Annotated in this window: 23 protein-coding genes, 2 pseudogenes and 2 riboswitches; of the genes and pseudogenes, 16 read left to right on the plus strand and 9 right to left on the minus strand. The window is 47.3% G+C overall.

The window, feature by feature from the left end; all coding sequences use genetic code 11:
• Positions 1-334: 334 nt before the first annotated feature.
• Positions 335-556, plus strand: a complete 222-nt coding sequence (locus tag GI364_RS03465) for an EAL domain-containing protein (protein ID WP_198852323.1) — start codon at positions 335-337, stop codon at positions 554-556.
• A 164-nt stretch (positions 557-720) separates the two neighbouring features.
• The gene (locus tag GI364_RS03470; protein ID WP_198852324.1) at positions 721-966 is read left to right on the plus strand and encodes a hypothetical protein; all 246 of its coding nucleotides are present in this window, start codon (positions 721-723) and stop codon (positions 964-966) included.
• A gap of 551 nt (positions 967-1,517) precedes the next feature.
• On the opposite strand, the gene GI364_RS03475 is transcribed toward GI364_RS03470, so the two are convergent.
• Complete coding sequence (locus GI364_RS03475; RefSeq protein WP_198852328.1) at positions 1,518-1,691, minus strand: hypothetical protein; 174 nt, start codon at positions 1,689-1,691, stop codon at positions 1,518-1,520.
• Positions 1,692-1,907: 216 nt separating this feature from the next.
• Here GI364_RS03475 and GI364_RS03480 point away from each other — a divergent pair, with 216 nt between their 5' ends.
• On the plus strand, positions 1,908-2,129 hold the full coding sequence (locus GI364_RS03480; protein WP_198852329.1) for a hypothetical protein: 222 nt from the start codon (positions 1,908-1,910) through the stop codon (positions 2,127-2,129).
• A 116-nt stretch (positions 2,130-2,245) separates the two neighbouring features.
• Here GI364_RS03480 and GI364_RS03485 read toward each other — a convergent pair whose 3' ends face one another.
• From GI364_RS03485 to GI364_RS25310, 3 genes are all read right to left on the minus strand, one after another.
• Positions 2,246-2,905 (minus strand): divalent metal cation transporter, encoded by a 660-nt coding sequence (locus tag GI364_RS03485; protein ID WP_198852330.1) that lies wholly within the window; start codon positions 2,903-2,905, stop codon positions 2,246-2,248.
• Between the two features lie 70 nt (positions 2,906-2,975).
• Positions 2,976-3,152, minus strand: coding sequence for a hypothetical protein (locus GI364_RS03490; RefSeq protein WP_198854204.1), 177 nt, complete (start codon positions 3,150-3,152; stop codon positions 2,976-2,978).
• Positions 3,068-3,451, minus strand: a complete 384-nt coding sequence (locus GI364_RS25310; RefSeq protein ID WP_370541831.1) for a divalent metal cation transporter — start codon at positions 3,449-3,451, stop codon at positions 3,068-3,070. Before GI364_RS25310 ends, GI364_RS03490 begins: the two co-directional genes overlap by 85 nt.
• Before the next feature lie 262 nt (positions 3,452-3,713).
• On the opposite strand from GI364_RS25310, the gene GI364_RS03500 reads away from it, so the two are divergent.
• From GI364_RS03500 to GI364_RS03550, 10 genes and pseudogenes are all read left to right on the plus strand, one after another.
• On the plus strand, positions 3,714-3,929 hold the full coding sequence (locus GI364_RS03500) for a hypothetical protein (RefSeq protein ID WP_198851253.1): 216 nt from the start codon (positions 3,714-3,716) through the stop codon (positions 3,927-3,929).
• A gap of 87 nt (positions 3,930-4,016) precedes the next feature.
• Positions 4,017-4,334 carry a hypothetical protein gene (locus GI364_RS03505; RefSeq protein WP_198852332.1) on the plus strand — a complete coding sequence of 106 codons (318 nt, stop codon included), beginning with the start codon at positions 4,017-4,019 and terminating at the stop codon, positions 4,332-4,334.
• A gap of 216 nt (positions 4,335-4,550) precedes the next feature.
• Positions 4,551-5,593, plus strand: a pseudogene (locus GI364_RS03515) (spore germination protein).
• Positions 5,590-6,813, plus strand: coding sequence for a Ger(x)C family spore germination protein (locus GI364_RS03520; protein ID WP_198851251.1), 1,224 nt, complete (start codon positions 5,590-5,592; stop codon positions 6,811-6,813). The pseudogene GI364_RS03515 and the gene GI364_RS03520 overlap by 4 nt, the downstream one beginning before the upstream one ends.
• Positions 6,810-7,028: a hypothetical protein gene (locus tag GI364_RS03525; protein WP_198851250.1), complete on the plus strand. Its 219-nt coding sequence runs from the start codon at positions 6,810-6,812 to the stop codon at positions 7,026-7,028. The genes GI364_RS03520 and GI364_RS03525 overlap by 4 nt, the downstream gene beginning before the upstream one ends.
• A 14-nt stretch (positions 7,029-7,042) precedes the next feature.
• A complete protein-coding gene (locus tag GI364_RS03530; protein WP_198852334.1) occupies positions 7,043-7,192 on the plus strand; it encodes a hypothetical protein in 150 nt (49 codons plus the stop codon).
• 20 nt (positions 7,193-7,212) lie between these two features.
• Entirely contained in the window at positions 7,213-8,130 is a 918-nt protein-coding gene (locus GI364_RS03535) for a GerAB/ArcD/ProY family transporter (RefSeq protein ID WP_198852335.1), read from the plus strand.
• Positions 8,131-8,288: 158 nt separating this feature from the next.
• Positions 8,289-9,176: a tyrosine-type recombinase/integrase gene (locus GI364_RS03540; RefSeq protein ID WP_198851248.1), complete on the plus strand. Its 888-nt coding sequence runs from the start codon at positions 8,289-8,291 to the stop codon at positions 9,174-9,176.
• A gap of 23 nt (positions 9,177-9,199) precedes the next feature.
• Positions 9,200-12,201, plus strand: a pseudogene (locus tag GI364_RS03545) (Tn3 family transposase).
• Between the two features lie 232 nt (positions 12,202-12,433).
• Positions 12,434-12,625: a hypothetical protein gene (locus GI364_RS03550; protein WP_198852336.1), complete on the plus strand. Its 192-nt coding sequence runs from the start codon at positions 12,434-12,436 to the stop codon at positions 12,623-12,625.
• 116 nt (positions 12,626-12,741) lie between these two features.
• On the opposite strand, the gene GI364_RS03555 is transcribed toward GI364_RS03550, so the two are convergent.
• On the minus strand, positions 12,742-14,361 hold the full coding sequence (locus tag GI364_RS03555) for an NRAMP family divalent metal transporter (RefSeq protein WP_198852337.1): 1,620 nt from the start codon (positions 14,359-14,361) through the stop codon (positions 12,742-12,744).
• Between the two features lie 194 nt (positions 14,362-14,555).
• Positions 14,556-14,719, minus strand: a riboswitch (M-box (ykoK) riboswitch).
• A 375-nt stretch (positions 14,720-15,094) separates the two neighbouring features.
• Here GI364_RS03555 and ytaF point away from each other — a divergent pair.
• Positions 15,095-15,712 (plus strand): sporulation membrane protein YtaF, encoded by a 618-nt coding sequence (ytaF, locus tag GI364_RS03560; RefSeq protein WP_198852338.1) that lies wholly within the window; start codon positions 15,095-15,097, stop codon positions 15,710-15,712.
• Between the two features lie 69 nt (positions 15,713-15,781).
• On the opposite strand, the gene GI364_RS03565 is transcribed toward ytaF, so the two are convergent.
• Positions 15,782-16,231 carry a hypothetical protein gene (locus tag GI364_RS03565; protein ID WP_198852339.1) on the minus strand — a complete coding sequence of 150 codons (450 nt, stop codon included), beginning with the start codon at positions 16,229-16,231 and terminating at the stop codon, positions 15,782-15,784.
• Positions 16,232-16,480: 249 nt separating this feature from the next.
• Positions 16,481-16,610, plus strand: a riboswitch (cyclic di-AMP (ydaO/yuaA leader).
• A 93-nt stretch (positions 16,611-16,703) separates the two neighbouring features.
• Between GI364_RS03565 and GI364_RS03570 the strand changes: the two genes are divergently transcribed.
• Entirely contained in the window at positions 16,704-18,611 is a 1,908-nt protein-coding gene (locus tag GI364_RS03570) for an APC family permease (RefSeq protein WP_198852340.1), read from the plus strand.
• A 90-nt stretch (positions 18,612-18,701) separates the two neighbouring features.
• Here GI364_RS03570 and GI364_RS03575 read toward each other — a convergent pair whose 3' ends face one another.
• Entirely contained in the window at positions 18,702-19,268 is a 567-nt protein-coding gene (locus GI364_RS03575; protein ID WP_198852341.1) for a site-specific integrase, read from the minus strand.
• Positions 19,269-19,474: 206 nt separating this feature from the next.
• Between GI364_RS03575 and GI364_RS03580 the strand changes: the two genes are divergently transcribed.
• Positions 19,475-22,447, plus strand: coding sequence for a Tn3 family transposase (locus tag GI364_RS03580; protein WP_198852342.1), 2,973 nt, complete (start codon positions 19,475-19,477; stop codon positions 22,445-22,447).
• Positions 22,448-22,500: 53 nt separating this feature from the next.
• Here the strand turns inward: GI364_RS03580 and GI364_RS03585 are convergent, their stop codons facing one another.
• Together GI364_RS03585 and GI364_RS03590 are read right to left on the minus strand one after the other, a co-directional pair.
• Entirely contained in the window at positions 22,501-22,764 is a 264-nt protein-coding gene (locus tag GI364_RS03585) for a type II toxin-antitoxin system HicB family antitoxin (RefSeq protein WP_198852343.1), read from the minus strand.
• The gene (locus tag GI364_RS03590; RefSeq protein WP_198852344.1) at positions 22,698-22,979 is read right to left on the minus strand and encodes a type II toxin-antitoxin system HicA family toxin; all 282 of its coding nucleotides are present in this window, start codon (positions 22,977-22,979) and stop codon (positions 22,698-22,700) included. Before GI364_RS03590 ends, GI364_RS03585 begins: the two co-directional genes overlap by 67 nt.
• Between the last annotated feature and the right edge of the window lie 145 nt (positions 22,980-23,124).

Consider the following 23,124-nt stretch of genomic DNA (forward strand, 5'->3'; position numbering starts at 1 on the left):
AAATGTAAATAACCCCCTACGGGGGGGGGGGGGGGGGGGGGTATAACCTCCCTAAAAACCCATTAAATACCTATAAAGTTAAAAAACGGATGTTGTACAAAGCCTCCGACATGATTGTGTCGTTTCCCGGTATCAGCCTATCGTGGATCATTTGAGCGAGAAGGTGATAGGATATGAGCGCTGTCGCGTCCGTGGTGGCGCAAAGATTTGAATCCGGAAGGTTTTTTTCGCAGAGCGGCAGAAAGTGGAATGTCATATGCAGCGGATAATGTAGCTCTACCGACGTGCTGTCGAGATGTTCTGGTATCAGGTTCAGTAAGAAGAGCCTCGAATTATGGGTAAATGTACTGCCATCAACGTTGTTGACCCTTGCTTTGTTGGAGACTTACGAAGTTTGCTTCGAGATACCGGCCTTCCTGAGGAACAACTAACTCTGGAGATTACAGAAATTGTACCCTATGATTCTGAAGAGTTGGTGGACAAGATTCAGATATTGCGGGAGTTGGGTGTGAAAATTGCATTGGATGATGTCGGAACGGCAGTTCATCACTCATAGCAATAGCAATTTGAATCCGGATTTTATCAAAGTAGATCAGCAGTTGATTCACGTGTGGCAACGTCAACCCGAAGCAAAGAGTACTTTCTGCATTAGTGGACTATATGGGTGATGGTGGACGAGTGATTGCGGAGGGGGTGGAGTGTAAGGAGGATTTAATTGCGGTGAGTAGAGCGGGTATTTCGATGAGTCAAGGATTTTTTTGGAGTAAACCCAAGAATGTGAATGAGCTGGATGAACTTGAAATCTCACTGGAAGCAAAGAGGTTCTCTATGTATCGGTTGAACCTCATTGAAAATAGACCGATTCAGAGCGAGATGTTCATTGAGAAGAGCCGGGAGGTGGATCATCTGATATCTCTGATCATGCGTCGAGAGGACATGAAGCTGTCTCACTGGGTGAGACCGTAGTTCCAAGCGGAGGTCAGTGGGTGATGTTTGCCATGTTCCAATTGTCTGGAGTAATACACATCGTCCAGTTAGCGCTGTTATCGGAGTTCATCCTCCTCAATTACTTTATTTGACGCCACTGCGGCCTTGGTTCACAGTCACCTGTCATCGTCTCAGCCTATTCGGCTCGTTCCTCAAAACAGGCAACGCCTTTGGCATAGGCTACCGTATGTATATTCTGTTCGTTATGCTACTAGGATGAAAGGCTCAACAGATAAGCCCATTTTTCGCTGGATTCGTCATGGTGGGCTGCACTTACAATCCATGATAGGGGGATTCACACTACATGATTACCAACACCCTAAAGTCGCACTTCATCAGAGGTTTACAGCCTAACTGCTGTACCGTATTCCCCCATCAGCCATGGCTAAGTTGTGCCGAACTCCTCACAACACCGTTACACCGCATGTCAGGGGTAGGTTTGCGGTCTAAGTTCAGGCGGGATGAGTGTGTGCCACATGATGGTCGAGAATTTTCATGTCACAACCCAAGTGCTTAAGCAAGATATCAAGCTAACCATGACGCAACGATGTAAGGCTCACTAATCGAATGTATCCAATGACAATCAGCATTGCCAGCATATAAGAAACAAACGTCCACCCCAGATTCCACCCATGTTCATAATGAACGTACTGCAGTACTACGCCGACGGCTTCAGCCAATGTTAACAACAGAGAACTTACCAATACAACAATCCCGCTTCTAACGTGCTGGCGTAATGCAAACGTAGAAAAGCTTGCAACTACTGGATATAAGCCAATATTTTTGCACGATAAGTATGTCGGTACGGTGTATACAAAATGGAAATGTTCCGCATGGGAGTAGAGATTCTGGGGTGACGAAAATGAGAATAATACGGATAGTAATGGAGACCATGATGATTCACAATGAGAGGCGTCATTATGAGTTCGTCAGACAAGTGGGTGTTCATGGATGACTCGGACACAACGCTTGATTTTTCTTGGTGTACATTTCGGATGGATAACCTTTGGATAACTGCGATTGACCTTAGGGGAAAAATCTCAGAACGTACTTTTGACATCCTGCTTGGCGCTTCCGCTGGGGTCGCTGTTTTATCCACCATTTTTATGCTGGTAGTGATGTTCGGAAACCGAAAAAGGTAAGTTGACGATACGCAAACCCTTGCGCCTCATAACATTACAAACGGGCTCACACCCAGCAAGGACCAGGTGTGAGCCCACATCGTATATTGCATTCGGTTGTGCCGCTCACGCACTGGTTAACCTCCAATGGATAGTTGAACAATCTTTACGACAAGCATAATGACTGCTATCACCAGATAACCACGAAGGGTCGCCATGGCGAGCTTTTGTGTCGGAGACCATATTACCTTCGGCAGTTTGCCAAGCGGAGGCATTCGCCAAGTGTGCCGGTCTTCTTCTCCGTACATCGGTTTGACTGGTGAACGCCTCCGATACCATACTAGGCCAGCTGCCACAAGCCCAACGAATAGTACGCCAGCTGAAACAAGGCTTAATACCTGGACGTTGACACTCGGAAAGAACGTTGCAATGGCTAAAATCAACGAAAGTACAACCAACACACCGACAATTACACTACCGATGATATTCAACCACGGACGATTAACCCAAGGTCCTAAAACAGCTTTGTCATTGCACAGAAGTAACAAAAACACGGTCGCGCTTGGGAGCAGAATGCCTGCCAAAGCTTGTACTCCAGTTGTGATAAGCCCAAGCGGAGCATGTGGGATGACGACGATGCCAGCGGAAACCAAAATGATGATGCCGTACACCACGTAAAAGCTCCAGCCTTCCTTGATGTTCCGGTGCAATGAATGTTTTGTACCAAACACATCACCAAACGCATACGAAGTCGATAGGGTAACTGCCGCAGCGCCAATCAAGGATGCATTCAGCAAATGATTGCAAACAAATCACCGGCCACCACTCCAACATGCAGCGACAATCCAGCAATCACAGTGCCGGCATTCACAAATTGTCCAGCCAGGTGGTTCCCTGGAATGCAAATGCAGTCGTTACGATGAGTGCAGTTGCTGCAACCACCACAACAACAGAACCAATTACTGTATCGAACCGCTCATAAGACAACCACCGGGTGTCAGCCTCTTGTCGATCACGTTTGATTGCTGAAAAAACAACTGCCACGGTGCCACTGTCGTCCCCACCATACCAATGATGAGAAGCAGTGCGTCCGAGGTGAACCCACCATGCACTCCCGGTTGCAAAAAACCTGTAACTACTGGGCGAGCAGTTGGATGGGTCATGAGTACAAGAGGTATGACCAGAAAATTGGCGATAACCATCACATACATAAATCGCTCCCAGCGGCGAAAACTACCGGTAGCCGTCATGCCAATGAGGGGTCTGTGTAGCAATGGAACAGAAAACCGGAATAAGCGATCCAGTTTATGTATGTTTGCTAATGGGTTGTTCTTCCGTAACATCTCGGTCTTACCGTAAATTTCATCAACAGAACATTAAATAGTCGCAATCCTCCGTTTTCCAGGAGTAACTAAGGTGTCATGTACTCCTGAAGCAAGTTTGCAATTGACACCGAAATCCCCAACTCTGGATACCTGCACAAATCGCATCTACTTCTTGTGCTTTCTATGCCTTTCGTTTTACCTCAAAGAAAATGTGTATTTATTCCTTCATTGGATAATAATAATCACACAATAAGGTCATCCGCATGGGACGGCGAGAAAAATGTTGGCATGGCTTCTGTTTTCTGCGAGTGCCATGAGCAGCTTGGTATTTGCTCATATTTCCAAGCGTATGCAAGAGGCCGTTCGAACGGACCCGCATTATTCATGGTTGATTTTGATTGTTTTGTTTGCAGGACTTATAGACATTTATATCACCTTGGCCGCAGTTAAGGCCCTTGTTGACCACCTATACATGGTTAAACAGAGCATTCACTAAGAATTTTCACACATGAAAGCCGGGAGTTGCCGACTTGACGAAGCGAATCATCCTCTAATCTTACTGTTGAATCCGACGAGGGTTGCCATGAGAAGAAAAACCACTTGGTTACAGTTTCGTAGTAAATCCAAAAGACGATCGTTGAGAAAGCAGCTACAGGACATCTCGTTTTGGAATGTATCTGATGATCCGGCAGAGATTCCTTCTGAGTTGCAAGAGTCCTTGGCATTGATTCAAGACGAATGGGCAAAGTGTGCAGATGTGCAGTATCAGCACTTGCATGTTCAGGGAGTACCTGTGTGTCTGGTGTTTATCAGCAACTTAATCGATCAGGAGACTGCTCAGCGCACTCTGATGGAACCCTTAACACGATATGAACAAGGCAAAGTTACCTACCTGCATTGAAGGACACCTTGAACGCCCTGATGACGGAAGAGACCTCTCAAATCTCTGCGATTCATCAGGCCATTGCCCAGGGAAAGTCGTGGCTTTGGTGGATGGGCAATCGGGAGCCTTGCTGGTGGATGTCAACAAATTCCCCGCACGTGCAATTGAGACTTCTCAAAACGAACCCACCATCCAGGACCCCAGGAGGCATTTATTGAAAGCTTGCAAACGAACTTGGCGCTCGTTCGCAAACGTCTGCGGACTTCGAAACTCAAAATTGAAACCCTGCCGGTGGGGACAAAAACCAATGTACAGTTGGCGTTGCTGTACGTGGAGGGCATTGTCAAACCCGGCCTCGTTGAGGAAGCCCATCAGCGTCTACACGGATTCAAATCGATGGTATCATCTCCGCCAATGAAATTCGGGAAATGATTGGTGATGCACCGTTTTCACCCTTTCGATTGACGGAGGTTACAGAACGGCCGGACCGTACGGTAGCGGGGTTGTTACAGGGGAGAATTTGTTTTTTGATCGATGGAACGCCCACGGCTATCTCGGTACCCGTGGTTTTTGTAGGTGGGTTGATTTCTGCAGAAGACTATTACGGACACTTCATGACGGCCCTGCCTCTACGGATTCTTCGTCATGCCATGTACTGGTCATCTTTGTTGCTTCCGTCACTCTATATAGCATTACTTTCGTATAATCAAGACCTCGTTCCAACTCCGTTGCTCATTAGTTTGGAGGCCCAGCACGAAGGAATTCCTTTCCCGACCATCGTCGAGGCGATAGGCATGCAAACTACCTTTGAGGCTCTCCGGGAAGCGGGTCTACGTCTGCCGCGAGCGGTCGGACAATCTGTGAGTATCGTTGGCACGCTCATTATCGGGGATGCGGCAGTCAATGCGAGTATTGTTTCTCCTGGCATGGTGATTGTTGTGGCAGCTGCGGGCGTGGCATCTTATACGACTCCATCGCAGGATTTGGTCAATACAAACCGCATTCTTCAATATCCGTTTATGATCGTGGCGTCGCTGTTGGGTTTATACGGCATCGTCGCATTAGGATTAGTCCTCGTCATCCACATGGTTTCCTTACGGTCATTTGGTGTTCCGTACATGGCACCACTTGCCCCATTTTCATGGCCAGAGATGCGTGACACCTTCATCCGAGCGCCCTGGTGGGCCATGAACCAGCGTCCACAGTTTTACGAATCCGTCAATTCGACACGAAACCGAGCTCCTAAACCATCCCCTCCTTCCAGGGATTCGACATGACGATGGGACAACACACTCGGTGGATCGTTTCGGCTTTGTTGATGGGGATATTGCTCGGAGTACCTGGATGTAAAGACCTGCGAGAAGTCGATGATCTCAATATCGTGTTAGCCGTCGGTATCGACGAAACACAGGATCAACGGATTCGAGTCACCACAGAAATCGTGGATCCAGCGAATAGTCGTGGACCAAGCTCAGGTGCGGGTACGGGCAAGCGAGATGAAGCTACAATTACACGCCAACAAACCGGAAGTACCATCGAAGAGGCGGTCGGGCTATTGGATGAAGAAGTCCCAAGAAAGTTGTTTTTGGCCCATAATTCCGTGATTATATTCGGACATAACTATGCCACACACGGGATCGATCGCGCTCTGGATTATTTAGAGCGGAATCGGAGTTATCGGCGCAATCAATTGTTTGTGGTCACCGATGGTACCGCATCCGATTTGATGACGTCTTCGGTCACACCAGAGTTCTATCATGCAACGGCTATGCGTTCCCTAGTCGAACAAGGAATGCACAAATCCACTGCGGTGAACAGTACACAATTAAGTTTCATGAAACAATACCTGCGTCCTTCACACACTCCAGCGATGGCTCGTCTGGAGACGGCCAAAAACGGCATTGTTCCGGAAGGCATTGGGCTCTTTGATGGAGGTCAGTATAAAGATTATTTGACATCTGCAGAAGTTCCGGCATTGTTGCGGTTTATGCAGGACACTCAGCAAACTGAAATCACAATCCCTTGCACAAATAAAGAGACGCCACAAGGAGATATGAGTCAGACCTATCGCATCCTACACACTCATACGAACGTGACCCCGCAAGTTCACGGCAATGAGATCAGGTTTTTCGTGAATGTTCGTGGACAAGCAGAAATTTCACGGTTATGTCCTGGGAGTAAACCGACGCCTCAAACCTATTCAAAATGGGAGATCCAACTTGATCACACGCTTCAGGAACAGATGCAGCGCGTATTCACGCGGCTCCAGAAAGACGATGTGGACTCTGTCCACTTCTCCGATGTCCTCTATAAGAGAAATCCGATCCTCTGGCAACAAATGGCTCACCAGTGGAAGGAACTTTTTCCGCATATTCAAGTGACCTATGACGTTCAGGTCCAGCTGTTACGTCACGGTCTGGCTTCCAAATCTCCGGATGTGGAGTACTCTCCAGAAGGACTCCCTCCTCATGCTGGACGGGAAGGGGTTGCTCCTTGATTTGGGTTGCACTGTTTTTTTCAAGCATCCTGGTGGTCCATGGGTTTCGTCAGAAGGTGACATGGAGAGAATGGATTGTGAACGTACCGGCATTCATATTTGCTCTGCTCGGTTCGGGCATCGTGAGTTTCAATATTTGGCCGAAGATCAACCTTCTTTGGGGGATACAATGGCTTTTTGAACCCATCACGAAGTGGCTGTACTCGATTTTGTAATATGGTGGTGCTTGATGGAGACACAAATATCACGACTGCAATTGATGTATTTAATGATATGGGTCATATTGGGGACTGGAATTGTCCTTTTACCCCTTGCCATCGCTCAATTTACCATTCAGGACGGCTGGATGGTTCCTCTTTTCTTTTTGGCGGCACGATAGTCGCCGCGATCGTATGCGTCGTGTTTATCCGGACGTTTCCCAATCAATCACTTGCTAATGGGCTCGAAACCGCCTTTGGCCCTTGGCTTGGTCGGTTAATAGGGGTTTGGATGATAATTTTCTTTTTCGTTTTCTCGGCCATGTTGCTTCGGGAACTTACGGTATTTGTGGAAGTCACGAGTCTTCCCAAAACTCCGGCGTACCTGATTTCTGCGACTATCCTGGTTCCAATTGCGTACGGGGTTTTTCAAGGTGTTGAGGTAGTGGGACGATTGGCAGAATTTCTCACACCAGTAGCCTTAATGATTGGCGTGATTTTGGTTGTATTGTCCTTCCAAAATGCAGACTTTTCCCAAATCCAACCTGTGTTGGCCCATGGCTGGACCCCAGTACTTCGAGCATCTGTGTTGCCCGCCACATCGTTCGCGTTTGAATTGATTGGCGTTTTACAATTTGTGAAATCGATCAAAGGTGGAAAAACACTTGGGCGGGACCTGTTGTACGTGGGGGCATCTTTGACCGTATTTGGAGTATTGGTTGAGATGTTGATAATTTCAGTGCTGGGTCCATCGATAACCTATTTGTCCTTACCTGTGGCCGAGGTCATTCGGGGAATCCGTATCGGCGAATTCATACAAAGGTTCGACACCATTTACGTAATGGGCGTAATCGCTACGATGGTCTTAAAAATTTCCGTGTTTCTATATGCCATGTCTTCAGCCATGCAGGATACCTTTCGACTTTCCACCTTCAGAAATGTAGTTTGGCCGAATGGAATCGCCATCTGGACAGCCAGCATTTTATTCTTTCACAATTCGCCCGACCTGCATGAGTTTATGGTCTATGTGACACCGGCATATTTTAGTTTCACTTTGGTCCTCATGCCAATATTCGCCGTTCTGACATTTCGGTTGAAAAAAGTATTCGGTTCCCAATGACCGAGTTCATGGATTCACACATACACGCTAAGCTTATTCTAATAATACTATTTATTCGAATTAAAAGACCTGATATACTTCTAATAATGCGGCGAAATTGCTGGGGTAAGGCGTTGAATCCACTTCCAATAATAAGAACCGTCTGGAGACCTGATTAGATGGCACATATAAACTCGGTACTTGAGGGTTATCTTCCTTGGTTGAATCGGCAACCTTTTTCACCAAATACTCGAATTGCGTACCGTCGATGGGTTGAACAATTTGTACGTTACTTGAATGCATATCCGGCTGTATACGGAGATCCGCTTGGTGAATCATCCGCTCGTGACTACGCGGTGCGGGATTTTAAGTCTCATCTGAAGACGATACACCATGCCAAGCCAGCTTCCGTGAATCTTGCTCTCGCTGCTCTTGACCACTTCTATGCTCGATATCTTCAGATGGGGAGTCCCCAGGTAGAGCGAGAGGAACTGCCGAATCAAGCACCACGGGCGCTTTCTCCCGAAGAACAAAGACGCTTCTTACGAGCGGTTGAACGTCAACCGAATACTCGAGACCAAGCAATCGGGACGCTTCTCTTTTATACCGCCCTACGTATCAGTGAGTGCGTACAACTCAATGTAGATGACGTTATGATCTCGGAACGTAAAGGGCAAGTAACGGTTCGAATGGGAAAAGGAAATCGATATCGGGAAGTTCCTCTGAACGCTTCGGTTCGATCATCCTTGCAGGCGTGGCTAGATGATCGCCACATTCAGTTTCCGGGTACAGCAGAGTCGGCTTTGTTCCTCACTCGACGTGGGAACCGCTGCTCGATTCGCTCTGTCGATTTAGTAATTCGAAAAATCGCACAAGACGCTGGACTCACATTGTCTGCTCACACGCTTCGGCATACTTGCCTGACCAATTTGGTACGTAATGGTCACGACCTTGTGATGGTGGCTGAACTTGCAGGCCACAAGCGACTGGATACAACGCGGCGATATAGCCTACCGAGTGACGAGGACCGCGCAATGGCAATGGAAGGCCTCAAAATGGAGGTGTAACTCCTGACTCCAGGGAGGAAAACGTGCCTGTAGATTTCCTTACTCCAGAACAAGAGCGCCGATACGGTCGAATGATTGAAGAGCCAACACCGGAACAACTGGCTCGTTACTTTTGGCTAGATGACCGCGATCACCATCTTGTCACACAACATCGAGGTTCCCATAATCAACTGGGGTTTGCTATCCAACTCGGTACCGTCAGATTTTTAGGGACCTTTTTAACCGATCCCACGGATGTCCCAATATCCGTTGTAAGGTATGTCGCAAGTCAACTGCAAATGGCCAATACTCGTGTTTTCGAGCGTTATCGTGGTTCGGAGAGTCGGTGGGATCACACAGCGGAAATTCGAAAGGCATATGGATATCGCGATTTCCCAGACCAGCCGCATCACTTCGAATTCGTGAGATGGTTGTACCACCACGCTTGGTTGACTGCAGAACGGCCCAGCGTGTTATTTGATTTAGCCACGGCCAGGTGTGTAGAAAAGAAAGTTTTATTGCCTGGTGTAACGATACTTGCACGGCTGATTGCCCAGATCCGTGACCGCGTGGCCACCCGGCTCTGGCGCCTCTTGGCCCAGGTTCCAAACTACTCTGAGCGTAATCGACTAGAGCAGTTGTTGACTGCGAAAGTTTCCTCTCGACAAACCGAATTAGACCATCTTCGCCGTCCACCAACAAACCTTACGGCGAAAGGGATGTTGGAAGGGTTAGAACGCTTGGCAGTCGTCCGTTCTTACGGAGGTACGACTTGGGATTTGTCGCACATTCCTGTAGGACGACTGCACACCCTCGCCCGTTTTGCGGCTGCAGCCAGGGCACAGGCGATATCCCGGATGTCTTTGGAACGACAACTGGCCACTTTAGTCGCGTTTGCCAACGTTTTTGCGATTACGGCTCAGGACGATTTGCTGGAGTTGTTTGATCGACTTATGACTGAACTTTTAGCCAAGACCCAGCAAGAGGGGAAGCGGGCCCGGCTCCGAACGATCCGCGATCTGGATGCGGCCGCACGTCAGTTACGGGAAGCCTGTGTAATCCTCCTAAACGATCAGACACCGGATGCCAAGCTTCGGGCAACGATTTTTGCTCGGGTATCTGCTGAGGTACTGACAGACTCCATTCAAACCATCGATGCCCTAACGCGCCGGCCAGAGGAAAATGTGTACTTTACGCAGTTGTTTAGCCATTACAACGGGATTCGTCGGTTTTTACCCCAGATGTTTCGGATGATTCATTTCGAGGCGAATTCATCTGCAAAGCCAGTTTTAGACGCCTGGCGATTCTTACGTGACTATGAGGGGGCGAAGAAGATCCCTTGGACACAGGCACCCGTCACCGGAATGACAACTTCTTGGCAGCAGGTAGTCTATGACGAGAATGATCAGATTCAGCAACGGGCCTATACGTTCTGGGTACTCATTCGCATCCATGAAGCTCTGCGCCACCACGACATCTTCGTTACTCCGAGTGAGCGATACAATGACCCAAGGGCACAACTTCTCCAGGGACAGGCTTGGGAAGCAGTGCGTCCACAAGTTTTACGCACGTTGGATCGAACTATAGATGCTGAGCAGGAAGTCCGAGAACTCGGGGAGAAGTTGAACACCGCGTATCAACAAACCGCCGAACGTTGGCCTGAGAATACAGATGTCCGTATGGAGAACATTCAGGGAAGAGCCGGGTTGTTTTGACCGCTTTGGACAAATTGGAGGAACCTCCTTCTCTGCAAACACTTCGGTCACAAATTCAATCCCTACTACCCCGGATTGACTTGCCGGAATTGTTGCTTGAAGTCAATACCTGGACCGGATTTGCAGATGCTTTTACCCACTTTAGTGAAGGTGGGTCGAGGGTACAGGACCTGACGACTAGCGTTTGTGCGGTGCTGATTGCCGAGGCATGTAACATCGGACTGGAACCGGTCGTCCAATTGGGTGTCCCCGCTTTGACTCGGGATCGATTGACTTGGGTTGAGCAAAACTATTTTCGAGCTGAAACGCTCACACAAGCGAACAATAAACTCGTGGAATATCAAAGCGGCCTGCAGTTGGCGACGACATGGGGTACCGGCGAAGTTGCATCTGCCGATGGGCTTCGATTTGTAACACCGGTTCGGACGATTCACGCGGGTCCCAATCCCAAATACTTTGGTGCCGGGCGTGGCGTGACATATTACAACTTCGCTAGCGACCAGTTTACAGGGTTGAATGGCATCGTCATTCCTGGAACAATTCGGGATTCGCTGTATCTGCTAGATCTATTATTAGGACAACAAACGGTCCTACAGCCCCAAGAAATCATGACGGATACCGCTGGGTACAGTGACATTATCTTTGGACTGTTTGGCCTTTTGGGGTATCAATTTAGTCCGCGCTTAGCTGACATTGGAGAATCAAGATTTTGGCGGCTTGATCCCGCTGCCAACTATGGGCCACTCAATGATTTGGCTCGCCACCGTTTACACCCGGAGCGCATTGTTCAGAACTGGAACGATATGCTACGTGTCGCCGGTTCCTTGAAACTTGGAACTGTCACCGCCTCTCGATTGATTCGAACTCTTCAACGTGACGGCCGACCGACAACTTTAGGGAAAGCGATTGGGGAATACGGGCGGATTTACAAGACAATTTACCTGCTCAATTACTTGAATGATCCCGGATATCGGCGACGGATATTGACGCAGCTCAATCGCGGAGAAAGTCGTCACAGCCTAGCTCGGGCTGTTTGCTATGGCAAGCGTGGAGAGCTTCATCAGCGATACAAGGAAGGCCAGGAGGATCAACTCGGCGCACTCGGATTCGTCGTGAATGCGATTGTTCTTTGGAATACCCGGTATATGAGTGCGGCCTTGCAAAATTTGCGAGTACAAGGTCAAATGATGGACCTTACTGATATAAAACGGCTTTCTCCCGTGGGACACGACCACATTAACATGGTGGGCCGATACTCGTTTACCTTACCAGAAGAAATTGCACATGGTGATTTACGACCGTTAAATCGAGGGAGTGCAGATTCTTTCTGATGGCGTTACATAAACTGGATCGCTTATTCCGGTTTTCTGTTCCATTGCTACACAGACCCCTGGTTTGCACGATAAGTATGTCGGTACGGTGTATACAAAATGGAAATGTTCCGCATGGGAGTAGAGATTCTGGGGTGACGAAAATGAGAATAATACGGATAGTAATGGAGACCATGATGATTCACAATGAGAGGCGTCATTATGAGTTCGTCAGACAAGTGGGTGTTCATGGATGACTCGGACACAACGCTTGATTTTTCTTGGTGTACATTTCGGATGGATAACCCTTTGGATAACTGCGATTGACCTTAGGGGAAAAATCTCAGAACGTACTTTTGACATCCTGCTTGGCGCTTCCGCTGGGGTCGCTGTTTTATCCACCATTTTTATGCTGGTAGTGATGTTCGGAAACCGAAAAAGGTAAGTTGACGATACGCAAACCCTTGCGCCTCATAACATTACAAACGGGCTCACACCCAGCAAGGACCAGGTGTGAGCCCACATCGTATATTGCATTCGGTTGTGCCGCTCACGCACTGGTTAACCTCCAATGGATAGTTGAACAATCTTTACGACAAGCATAATGACTGCTATCACCAGATAACCACGAAGGGTCGCCATGGCGAGCTTTTGTGTCGGAGACCATATTACCTTCGGCAGTTTGCCAAGCGGAGGCATTCGCCAAGTGTGCCGGTCTTCTTCTCCGTACATCGGTTTGACTGGTGAACGCCTCCGATACCATACTAGGCCAGCTGCCACAAGCCCAACGAATAGTACGCCAGCTGAAACAAGGCTTAATACCTGGACGTTGACACTCGGAAAGAACGTTGCAATGGCTAAAATCAACGAAAGTACAACCAACACACCGACAATTACACTACCGATGATATTCAACCACGGACGATTAACCCAAGGTCCTAAAACAGCTTTGTCATTGCACAGAAGTAACAAAAACACGGTCGCGCTTGGGAGCAGAATGCCTGCCAAAGCTTGTACTCCAGTTGTGATAAGCCCAAGCGGAGCATGTGGGATGACGACGATGCCAGCGGAAACCAAAATGATGATGCCGTACACCACGTAAAAGCTCCAGCCTTCCTTGATGTTCCGGTGCAATGAATGTTTTGTACCAAACACATCACCAAACGCATACGAAGTCGATAGGGTAACTGCCGCAGCGCCAATCAAGGATGCATTCAGCAAAATGATTGCAAACAAATCACCGGCCACCACTCCAACATGCAGCGACAATCCAGCAATCACAGTGCCGGCATTCACAAATTGTCCAGCCAGGGTGGTTCCCTGGAATGCAAATGCAGTCGTTACGATGAGTGCAGTTGCTGCAACCACCACAACAACAGAACCAATTACTGTATCGAACCGCTCATAAGACAACCACCGGGGTGTCAGCCTCTTGTCGATCACGTTTGATTGCTGAAAAAACAACTGCCACGGTGCCACTGTCGTCCCCACCATACCAATGATGAGAAGCAGTGCGTCCGAGGTGAACCCACCATGCACTCCCGGTTGCAAAAAACCTGTAACTACTGGGCGAGCAGTTGGATGGGTCATGAGTACAAGAGGTATGACCAGAAAATTGGCGATAACCATCACATACATAAATCGCTCCCAGCGGCGAAAACTACCGGTAGCCGTCATGCCAATGAGTAAAATGGATGCAAGTGCAACTGAAACCCAAGGCTTAACGCCGAAATGGGACATCGCCATTCGGATACCGATAAATTCTGTAACAATGGTGAGGACGTTCAGGATGAACAAGTCACCAACTGAGAAGGCTCCCCAGAACTTCCCGAACCGCTCAAAAATCAACCTGGCATGGCCAACTCCAGTTACTAGACCAAGACGAACCACCATTTCTTGATTCACAATCAGCACCGGTACCAGAAGCAGTAACACCCAGAGAAGGCTTGTGCCAAAGTTTTGCCCTGCTTGAGCGTAGGTCGCCACGCCGCCTGCGTCATTGTCACCAACCATCACGATGAGTCCAGGACCCATGATGGCGAGCAGGGTCAGTATACGGGACCGCCAGCTCTTACGAGTTACATTATCGTCAACACGCACTGTACCAAGTGCGCCTTTGATGTCACCAATATGCTGGCTGTCCAGTATAGCCGTGTCTTGAATTGCCAAATTTGTGCGCATTGTTTTTAACCTCCTTGAGGGTGTGGTAGGAGGGACAGAAGCCCCTATAATTGATGACCAAAGCAAACACATTGAATTGTCGCTGATGACTAGGACCTGAATCTACACCTACCACCTCCTTCAAAGAGCAAATGTAAAATCCCCTGGCAATTGCTCAGGGGATTGGATCTGCACATGCAAAATAAGCAGATGCTCTACATCCCCTAGTTGAGCTTTAGCACTATGCAACGTAGAGTTTTCACTCAGCCACATTAGGTAAAGCCTTAATCCGGCAGTACCTGGTGACCCATTGGCGTCTTTCGACGTTTCCGGGCAGCGGCTTATGTTCACATAGACGCCTCGCCTAACGAGGACCGGTTGTATTCAGTTCATGGTATGTACTTTGGCATACCCTTGTTCTCGGCAAACGCCTGAATGTCCTTGACGTACCGTCGATGATTTTACTGGCACATTGTACCTCATGTACAGTCGAGATATCAACATAAAAATGCTATTTTGGCGGTTCAATATGGACTTCTAAACGGAACCCTTATTGGTCTGCTCGAGAGCAACAACCGATGAAATTCAGCGCCTGTATGTGTATGCATAACTTGCATCGAGGGGTCGTCTGACTTACGCCCGCGTAATCCGAATCAGAATTCGGACCGATTTCCTTCGCTGCGCATAGTATGACAGTGCTGAAATGTAAGGGAATCATTGTGGTCGTGCGTCCATTATGCAAGGAGGCAATTTAATGTTAATGCTTCTTTTGTCAGCATTATTGTTCAGTATATCCTCCAATCTTGACAATGTAGTTGTCGGTACTGCTTATGGAATAAAGAAAATCAGGATAGGAATCATTGCAAACTTTATCATTGCGGTTGTAACAACAACCGGGACCTTTTTATCGATGTCAGCCGGTTCGTATATTGCAAAATTCATGCCACAATCAGTATCAAATGTTTTAGGTGCTGCAATTATTGTGGTTGTGGGTATTTATTTTGTCATACAAAGCCTTATAAAACTAATACATAACACCAATGCAAGAGAACTAGCATTAAAAGATCTTTCTCATATGGTTGAGTACGCAGAACGCTCAGATGTCGATAAATCGGGTCATATTGATGCGAAAGAAGCGTTTATGTTGGCGTTAGGATTAACATTTAACAATTTAGGGACTGGAATCGCTGCAAGTATCACAGGAGTCAATATTTTTCTCACCGTAATCTCAACATTTCTCATAAGTATATTGACAATTATCCTCGGATACTCCATTGGTAAAAATGTGTTAGGAAGGTTCTTCGGTAAATATGCCCCATTAATTGCAGGTGTTTTGTTAATTGTACTTGGCTTTATCGAAATGTTTAATTGATCAGATATCCCGCCCATTCGCAAAAAAGGCTGCCATTCCTGCAGGCTTTCGTTGTGTCATCTCCTGATTTCAAACTATGCTGTTGCGGTTAACCATTGTGATGCTAATTAGACGCAGTCCTTGCGGCGCTAACCAGTTCTGCAACAGTCCCTTTGCTTCGAACGGCGTATAACCATACAGTAGCACGTCTCTCTTCGAGATGCGCCCCCTCAAGAAGGGAGCATGCCTCATTTTTGAATCCTTCCGCAACCGTCGGCATTGGCGAATAACCTCAACATTGTCGTCGGTAATCTTATGCTGCAAATGGGCACATTCCTTAATGATCTGACTGATGCGTTTCTGTGTTTCTATGGTCGCACGCACATAATGCGGTGCCAGTGCTGCCACTACAGCTGTATATGTACCACCATTCTCAATAAAATCAGCATCTGCTATGCCACCCAATCCGAATCGACCGTACCAACCGAGTGCCCGCCTGACTTGGAGCTCCAATTCCACACAAGCATTATGATCTTTCACACATATCACCTCACGATGACATCTTATGGAACGGTGACCTAATGCATCAACAGTGGACTACATTGAACTCATGTGAACAAACAGTGATTGTTGACGATTTACATTAAACAAGGGGATTTAAAGAGATTCCGCAAGGGATTTATTGAATAGTTTTTAAAAACCTTAGAAAACCATGCATGAAAGCGGATTTACCAACGCGTGTAGTCATTGATGTTTTGTCTAGCGAGATTTAAATTGTGTCCATGACATGTTATATACACGCCTAATCCTGTGTGGAGCGGAGGAACCATTTTATCGGGGTGAATCCAATTTGGACGGGTGATGATTCTTGCCACCCGAACCCGTCAGCTAACTTCGTCGGCGTTGCAGGAGCGGTTTTTTGACCCCTCTGGGGTCGTTTTGTGTTTTTAGTTTAAAATGCATCCACAGACCAATAATACCCAAGAAGGAAATGGAGGGAGACATTTTCATCATGTACAAGCAAGCTCTCTGGATTCATCCAGTTGTCATCTCAATTGCAACTATTGCGCTGGCATTTGCCTTATTCAATTTTGGAAACGTAAAGCGCATACTCGTCGGTCGTCCGATGAGGACACGGGAACTGTATCAATCCCATACCAAGCTGAACTGGCTCATTGCACTCCCAATTCTCGCTGCCGATTTATACTCATCTGTGGCGTATGGACCCGAGGCCGGCATCACCGAATTGGAGCCATTGGGCCCAAATGTAAAGTGGATGATTATCCCGATCACAGCATCAACCGTGATCCTGCTCGCAATTCTAATTACATCGTACATAATGGGTGTCATTGCCTATCCAAATGGTGGTGGTGCCTATGCCATAGGCAAGGACAATTTTAAGAAACCTTTGATATCCCTGATTGCGGCAAGTGCATTGCTTGTTGACTATGTACTGACCGTCGCCGTTTCGGTGTCATCCGGCATCCAGACGATGGCTTCTTCGTATCCAATCCTATCTGGGCACGAAACTCTGTTGTCGGTGGTTTGTGTGTTCATCATCTTGTTGGTCAACTTACGTGGGGTCTCGGAGTCCTCAAAGGTTTTTGCTTACCCGACGATGATCTTCGCAGGATGTATGCTCTTCCTAATTGGGGCTGGATTTGTAGATGAAACTCATCATGGATTTGTCCAACCTGTTACACCACCCTTCGGGACGATTCCGCTCGGACTTAGCCTGATGCTTTTGCTTCGAGCATTTAGTTCTGCGTGTTCGGCACTGACTGGTATTGAGACAATATCGAACGGAGTTCCGGTTTTCAGGGAGGGCAAAACGGGAGCAATTAAAGCTTATGTGGTTCTCGGATTGGTTACAGCATTCACGTTACTTGGATTTGCCTATCAATTGTACGTAAAAGGAATTTCAGTCAACCCCAACAATACAATGCTCTCTCAGTTAGCTGGGTTGTACTTCGGGCATGGATTGATTTATCAAATCATCATTGTCTTTACTTTTGTGGTTCTTATTTTGGCCGCCAATTCGACATTTACAGGATTTCCACAGCTTGCAGCTCTAGTAGCGATGGACCGATTTTTGCCACGATCACTCACCATCCGCGGCGATAAATTGGGATACTCAAACGGTATGGTTGTCCTGGCAGCACTAGCAGCCTTATTGATCGAGCTGTTTCATGCGCAGACGAATGCTCTGATCCCGCTTTATGCAATCGGTGTATTTGTCGCGTTTACAGTCGCTCAGTCTGGCTTGACCATCAGATGGCTTCGTGTGAAAGGGAATTTATGGTACATCAAAGCAACCATTAACGCCTTTGGCGCCGCGGTTACAACTGTGGTCGCCATTATTTTTGCCGTAACCAAGTTCACGACTGGGGCTTGGATTGTGCTGGTTGTACTACCGGTCTTGATATTTTTGGCGTCCAAGATTCGACGGCATTACGACGAAGTTGCAAATGAACTTCGAATCGATCTTAATCAGGTTCATCCTCAAAAACATCATGTTCTGTCAGTTGTTCTTGTTTCAGGAGTCCATCGTGTGGTCGTTGATACCATTTCGTTTGCTCAAAGTACAACTCAAGACGTTATTGCGCTATACATTGGGTTTGATGATGAATCCATTGAAAAGATGGAGAAGAAATGGAAGGAATGGGGAGAACCCTGCAGACTTGTCACTGTCAAAAGTGAATACCGCTCTCTGCTCTATCCTTTGTCAAAGTTTATTCGGCGGTTGGAAAATTATGAGGGAGGGAAACCCGACCATGTACAGTTGCTCATCGGTCAGTTTGTCCCCAAAAGATGGTGGCATTATGCATTACATTCGCAGACTTCGCTTCTTCTCCGTGCCTGGATGTTGCGTCACAAGGAGGTTGTTGTTACGACTTTACCGTATCATTTACACCGCTAGTTTCATTTGTGGCGAACACACTGGCTTCTTGACCATAGCTGCCCGTTTGTCCCAGAAGGAAAGCGGCGGGCAAGCCGCATAAATATACGGCTAAAGATTCAGATTCAGGTACACGTCATCCAGTTCATCCTGGGTGATGCCGATGTATGACAGGGTGACACTTGGAGCGGAATGATTGAATAGCTTCTGAAGCACAGCTAAGCTGACGCCTGTTTGATACGCATGGTACCCAAAAGTCTTCCGAAGCGTATGTGTGCCAATGTTTTCTTTAATGCCTACTGCTCTGGCTGCATCGTTAATGATCTTGTAGGCTTGCTGCCTCTTTAGAGCTTGGCCGCCTTTCCTGGACAAAAACAGGGGATCATCTAAAGTATAAGCCCGAGTACCCAAATATTCGACGATGGCTTTACGTGCTGTATCTCCAACCGGAAAGTCTTTGGTTTTACCTGTTTTAGTTTCCCGAATAGAAATTCGGTCTCTTACTCGACCTCGCTCGTCCATCACGTCACGAATGTTCAGTTTAAGTAAGTCGCTAATTCGAAGACCAGAGTTAATCCCTAATATGAACAAGCAATAATCCCTCAAGTTTGTAGCCTTGAGAATTTTCTTTATAGAATCGATTTGTTTTTTCTCGCGAATCGGTTGAACAAATTCCAAAAGTGGCCCTCCATCGAAAAGTACTTACTGTATACTATTATATGATAAGTTTGATTGGTGTAGATGGTACAGAAATTGAGACATCAAAAATCGGTTATAAACCCAGTCGTAGCAAGGGATTTCACGACTTCTTCGAATCATACAAAACTACGTTGTGTATGATTCACTAGGTATTACTTTTACCAATTTTCATAGGGGCGTTCCAGATGTATACCCGTGTCAGAGAGCTGCTAACCCCAGAAGAACGATTGAAATACATGGAGATTCCGAACGACATTGATGAATGGACGTTAGGGACACGCTTCACATTTACGTCGCATGATATCGAAGTGATTCAACGTCACCGCAGAGACTACAACCGTCTCGGGTTTGCCGTACAGTTGTGTGTACTGCGGTATCTGGGTTGGACACTTTCCGATGTGCGGAACATACCTGAACGAGCCCTCAGCTATGTCGCCAAGCAGATTCGCGTAAATGCGTCCGAATTCCAAACTTACTTTCAAAGAGAGGCAACGAGATATGAACATTTAGAAGAAATTCGTCGGGAGTATGGATTCTCCACCTTCACACCCAGCGAATATCGTTGGCTCTCGAAACTGTTGACGGAACATGCGATGGTCAACGGCAGCCCGTTGCATCTCATTCAAATTGGTTTAGATGAGCTGCGTAAGCGCAAAGTGATCTTGCCTGCGATGGCAACCATCGAAAGGGCCGTATGGGAAGCACGGAAACGAACAGAGGATAGGATTTTCAAGGTACTCAGCGCTTCATTGACAGACAGTCAAATGCTTAGTTTGGATGGCTTACTATCCCTGGTGCCTGGTACCAATAAAACGTATTTGGCTTGGTTACAGGAGGTCCCTGGCCAGTCCTCTCCGGATACGTTTCTAAAGGTTGTCGACAAACTTGAGTATGTCCGAGCACTGAAGCTCCAAGTAGATACCCAGGGGATCCATCCAAACCGGCTACGACAATTATCTAAAATTGGCTCGCGGTACGAGCCGCGATCATTCCGTCGATTCAATGACCCCAAGAAATACGCTATACTCGCGGCTTACCTACTTGATTTGATTCAAGACCTGACCGATCAAGCATTTGAAATACACGACAGGCAGATTATGTCTCTGTTATCAAAGGGAAGAAAGGCACAGGAGGAAGTTCAGAAACATAACGGAAAGTCCATCAACGAAAAGGTCGTTCATTTTGCCAGTTTAGGGGATGCACTGATAAAGGCTCGTAACGAAGGAGTCGACCCGTTTGTCGCGCTAGAAGCCGTTATGCCGTGGGACAAGCTGGTTGCTTCCGTGGAGGAGGCAAAAAGCCTTGCACGACCGGTTGATTACGATTACTTAGACTTGCTGGAGAAGAAGTTCTACTCACTTCGGAAGTACACACCAACGTTGCTGAAGTCCCTAGAATTCCGCTCAACCAGGTCTGCGGAATCCCTGATGAGAGCGGTTGACATCATCCGCGACATGAACGAATCCGGAAAACGCAAAGTACCGGAAGACGCACCCCTTGAATTTGTGTCGAATCGCTGGCAAAAGCATGTCTATGACGATGATGGAACCATTAACCGTCATTATTATGAGATGGCGGTTCTTACCGAACTGCGAAACTATGTCCGTTCCGGGGATGTATCCATTGTTGGGAGCCGACAACACAAGGACTTCGATGAGTATCTGGTCTCTACGGAAGATTGGGCAAGGCTTGAGCCAACTCAGGCTCGGTTTGCGGTGAGTATATCCGCCAATGAGTATCTGGAAGAGCGTATGGAATCATTGTCAAAACGCTTAGAATGGGTATCGTCTAACATCGAGGGGCTGGAAGGTGTAGACCTGGAGCACGGAACACTGCACATAGATCGGTTGGAAAAGGACGTACCTGATGAAGCAAGAGAGTTTAGCTTATCACTCTACGAATTGCTACCTCGCGTCAAACTAACGGATTTACTGATTGAAGTAGCTCAATGGACCGGATTTCACGAACAGTTTGTTCATGCTTCCACCAACCGTATGCCGAACGAAGAGGAAACCACTGTAGTGATGGCCACCCTTATGGCGATGGGAACAAACGTAGGCCTTACAAAGATGGCTGAATCTACACCAGGTATTTCGTATCGGCAGATGGCAAATGTAGCACAATGGCGGCTCTACGAGGATGCGATGAATAAAGCTCAAGCTGTACTGGTGAATTTTCATCACCGCTTAGCCCTACCGTCCTATTGGGGCGATGGAACCACGTCGTCATCAGATGGCATGCGCGTACCGATAGGAGTATCTGCACTACACGCAGATGCCAACCCTCATTACGGCCATGGTAAGGGAGCGACCATTTACCGCTTTGTCAGCGACCAGTTTTCAAGTTTTTACACCAAGGTGATTAACACAAACGCAAGGGACGCGGTGCATGTCATTGATGGGCTGTTACACCATGAAACGGATTTGGCTATTGAAGAACACTACACGGATACAGCCGGTTACACGGACCAGGTTTTTGGTTTGACGCACCTGCTTGGATTTCATTTTGCACCTCGCTTACGTGATTTATCGGATTCCAAGCTCTTCTCCTTTGGTAAAGCAGCTGATTTCCCCAAACTTGAGAAGCTGCTGCGTGGTCAAATCAATACAAAAGTCATTCGGGAGAATTACGACGATGTATTGAGATTAGCGTATTCGATTCGGGAGGGCACCGTCTCTGCTTCGCTCATCATGGGGAAGCTCGGATCCTACGCACGGCAGAATCGCTTGGCCACGGCGCTTCGGGAAATGGGTCGGATAGAAAAGACGATCTTCATTTTGGACTACATTTCGAGCGAAGCCCTACGAAGGAAAATCAATCGTGGATTGAATAAAGGCGAGGCGATGAACGCTATAGCCAGAGCGATATTCTTTGGCAAGCGTGGAGAACTGCGCGAACGTGCACTCCAAGACCAACTCCAACGGGCTAGTGCGCTCAATATTCTAATCAATGCGATCAGCGTGTGGAATACGGTTTACTTGACCAAAGCAATGGAATTCAAAAAGGCACAAGGTGGTCTCCGGGAGGAACTATTGCATCATATTTCCCCACTAGGCTGGGAACACATTAATTTCTTAGGCGAATACACATTCAACGTAAGTCAACCAAGAGATCTGGACTCACTGCGTCCGCTTCGTGTTCAAGCAGCAGCACCTTAGAGTAAAGAAAAGCGATATTTTTGTTCCAATAAATGTCTTAGCGTATATTTTCGTTAAAATGTCGGCGGTACCCCTAACATGACAAATTCGCCTTTTTCTAGTTCTATACTTTGAGGTTCGGAGGGAACTGGCATATCTTCCCTATGCTGCTCTGCGTCCCATAACCACAGTTCCATAGCCTCACGCGCATTTGCAAGTGCTGCATCGGTTGTATCACCTTCAGTGATACAACCCGGCAGGTCAGGGAAGGTCACGGTGTACCCAACCTCGTCACCCTCTGCTGGGTCAAATACGGAAGGGAATATATATTTTTCCATATTTTAAATCCTCCTTTGGGCCTCATTTGAGATTTTAGGATTGAATTGGTTGTCTTAGGTTTCAGAGTTACATTTCCGTAGTCTGGAACCTGTATCTTTCCACTCTTCTTGGGATGTCGGAATTGTTTGTGGCTATCCTTCTGAGCTACTAAGTACCATCCGTCCTTTTCAAGTAGCTTGACCATCTCCTTAGCAGTGTAGTTCTTGGCTGTCATGCCATCCCCTCCCGACAACAATATTATAACACGTGTCTTTGACACGTGTAGATGAAAAGCTGAAGAGTTACGTGTTTTGTTATTCGCTATGGTAATTCCAGACCATGATCAATTAGATGGTTCTTCTAAGAAGGTAATATGACTT

Source organism: Alicyclobacillus sp. SO9 (assembly GCF_016406125.1).
Lineage (GTDB): Bacteria > Bacillota > Bacilli > Alicyclobacillales > Alicyclobacillaceae > SO9.

What these genes read in the sequence shown, in the direction of transcription:
- GI364_RS03465 (WP_198852323.1), top strand. Translation starts at nt 335, where the DNA reads ATGGGTAAATGTACTGCCATCAACGTTGTTGACCCTTGCTTTGTTGGA.
- GI364_RS25310 (WP_370541831.1), bottom strand. Translation starts at nt 3,451, where the DNA reads ATGTTACGGAAGAACAACCCATTAGCAAACATACATAAACTGGATCGC.
- GI364_RS03590 (WP_198852344.1), bottom strand. Translation starts at nt 22,979, where the DNA reads ATGACAGCCAAGAACTACACTGCTAAGGAGATGGTCAAGCTACTTGAA.
- GI364_RS03555 (WP_198852337.1), bottom strand. Translation starts at nt 14,361, where the DNA reads ATGCGCACAAATTTGGCAATTCAAGACACGGCTATACTGGACAGCCAG.
- GI364_RS03540 (WP_198851248.1), top strand. Translation starts at nt 8,289, where the DNA reads ATGGCACATATAAACTCGGTACTTGAGGGTTATCTTCCTTGGTTGAAT.
- GI364_RS03520 (WP_198851251.1), top strand. Translation starts at nt 5,590, where the DNA reads ATGACGATGGGACAACACACTCGGTGGATCGTTTCGGCTTTGTTGATG.
- GI364_RS03505 (WP_198852332.1), top strand. Translation starts at nt 4,017, where the DNA reads ATGAGAAGAAAAACCACTTGGTTACAGTTTCGTAGTAAATCCAAAAGA.
- GI364_RS03530 (WP_198852334.1), top strand. Translation starts at nt 7,043, where the DNA reads ATGGAGACACAAATATCACGACTGCAATTGATGTATTTAATGATATGG.
- GI364_RS03585 (WP_198852343.1), bottom strand. Translation starts at nt 22,764, where the DNA reads ATGGAAAAATATATATTCCCTTCCGTATTTGACCCAGCAGAGGGTGAC.
- GI364_RS03580 (WP_198852342.1), top strand. Translation starts at nt 19,475, where the DNA reads ATGTATACCCGTGTCAGAGAGCTGCTAACCCCAGAAGAACGATTGAAA.
- GI364_RS03570 (WP_198852340.1), top strand. Translation starts at nt 16,704, where the DNA reads ATGTACAAGCAAGCTCTCTGGATTCATCCAGTTGTCATCTCAATTGCA.
- GI364_RS03500 (WP_198851253.1), top strand. Translation starts at nt 3,714, where the DNA reads ATGTTGGCATGGCTTCTGTTTTCTGCGAGTGCCATGAGCAGCTTGGTA.
- GI364_RS03550 (WP_198852336.1), top strand. Translation starts at nt 12,434, where the DNA reads ATGACTCGGACACAACGCTTGATTTTTCTTGGTGTACATTTCGGATGG.
- ytaF (WP_198852338.1), top strand. Translation starts at nt 15,095, where the DNA reads ATGTTAATGCTTCTTTTGTCAGCATTATTGTTCAGTATATCCTCCAAT.
- GI364_RS03480 (WP_198852329.1), top strand. Translation starts at nt 1,908, where the DNA reads ATGAGTTCGTCAGACAAGTGGGTGTTCATGGATGACTCGGACACAACG.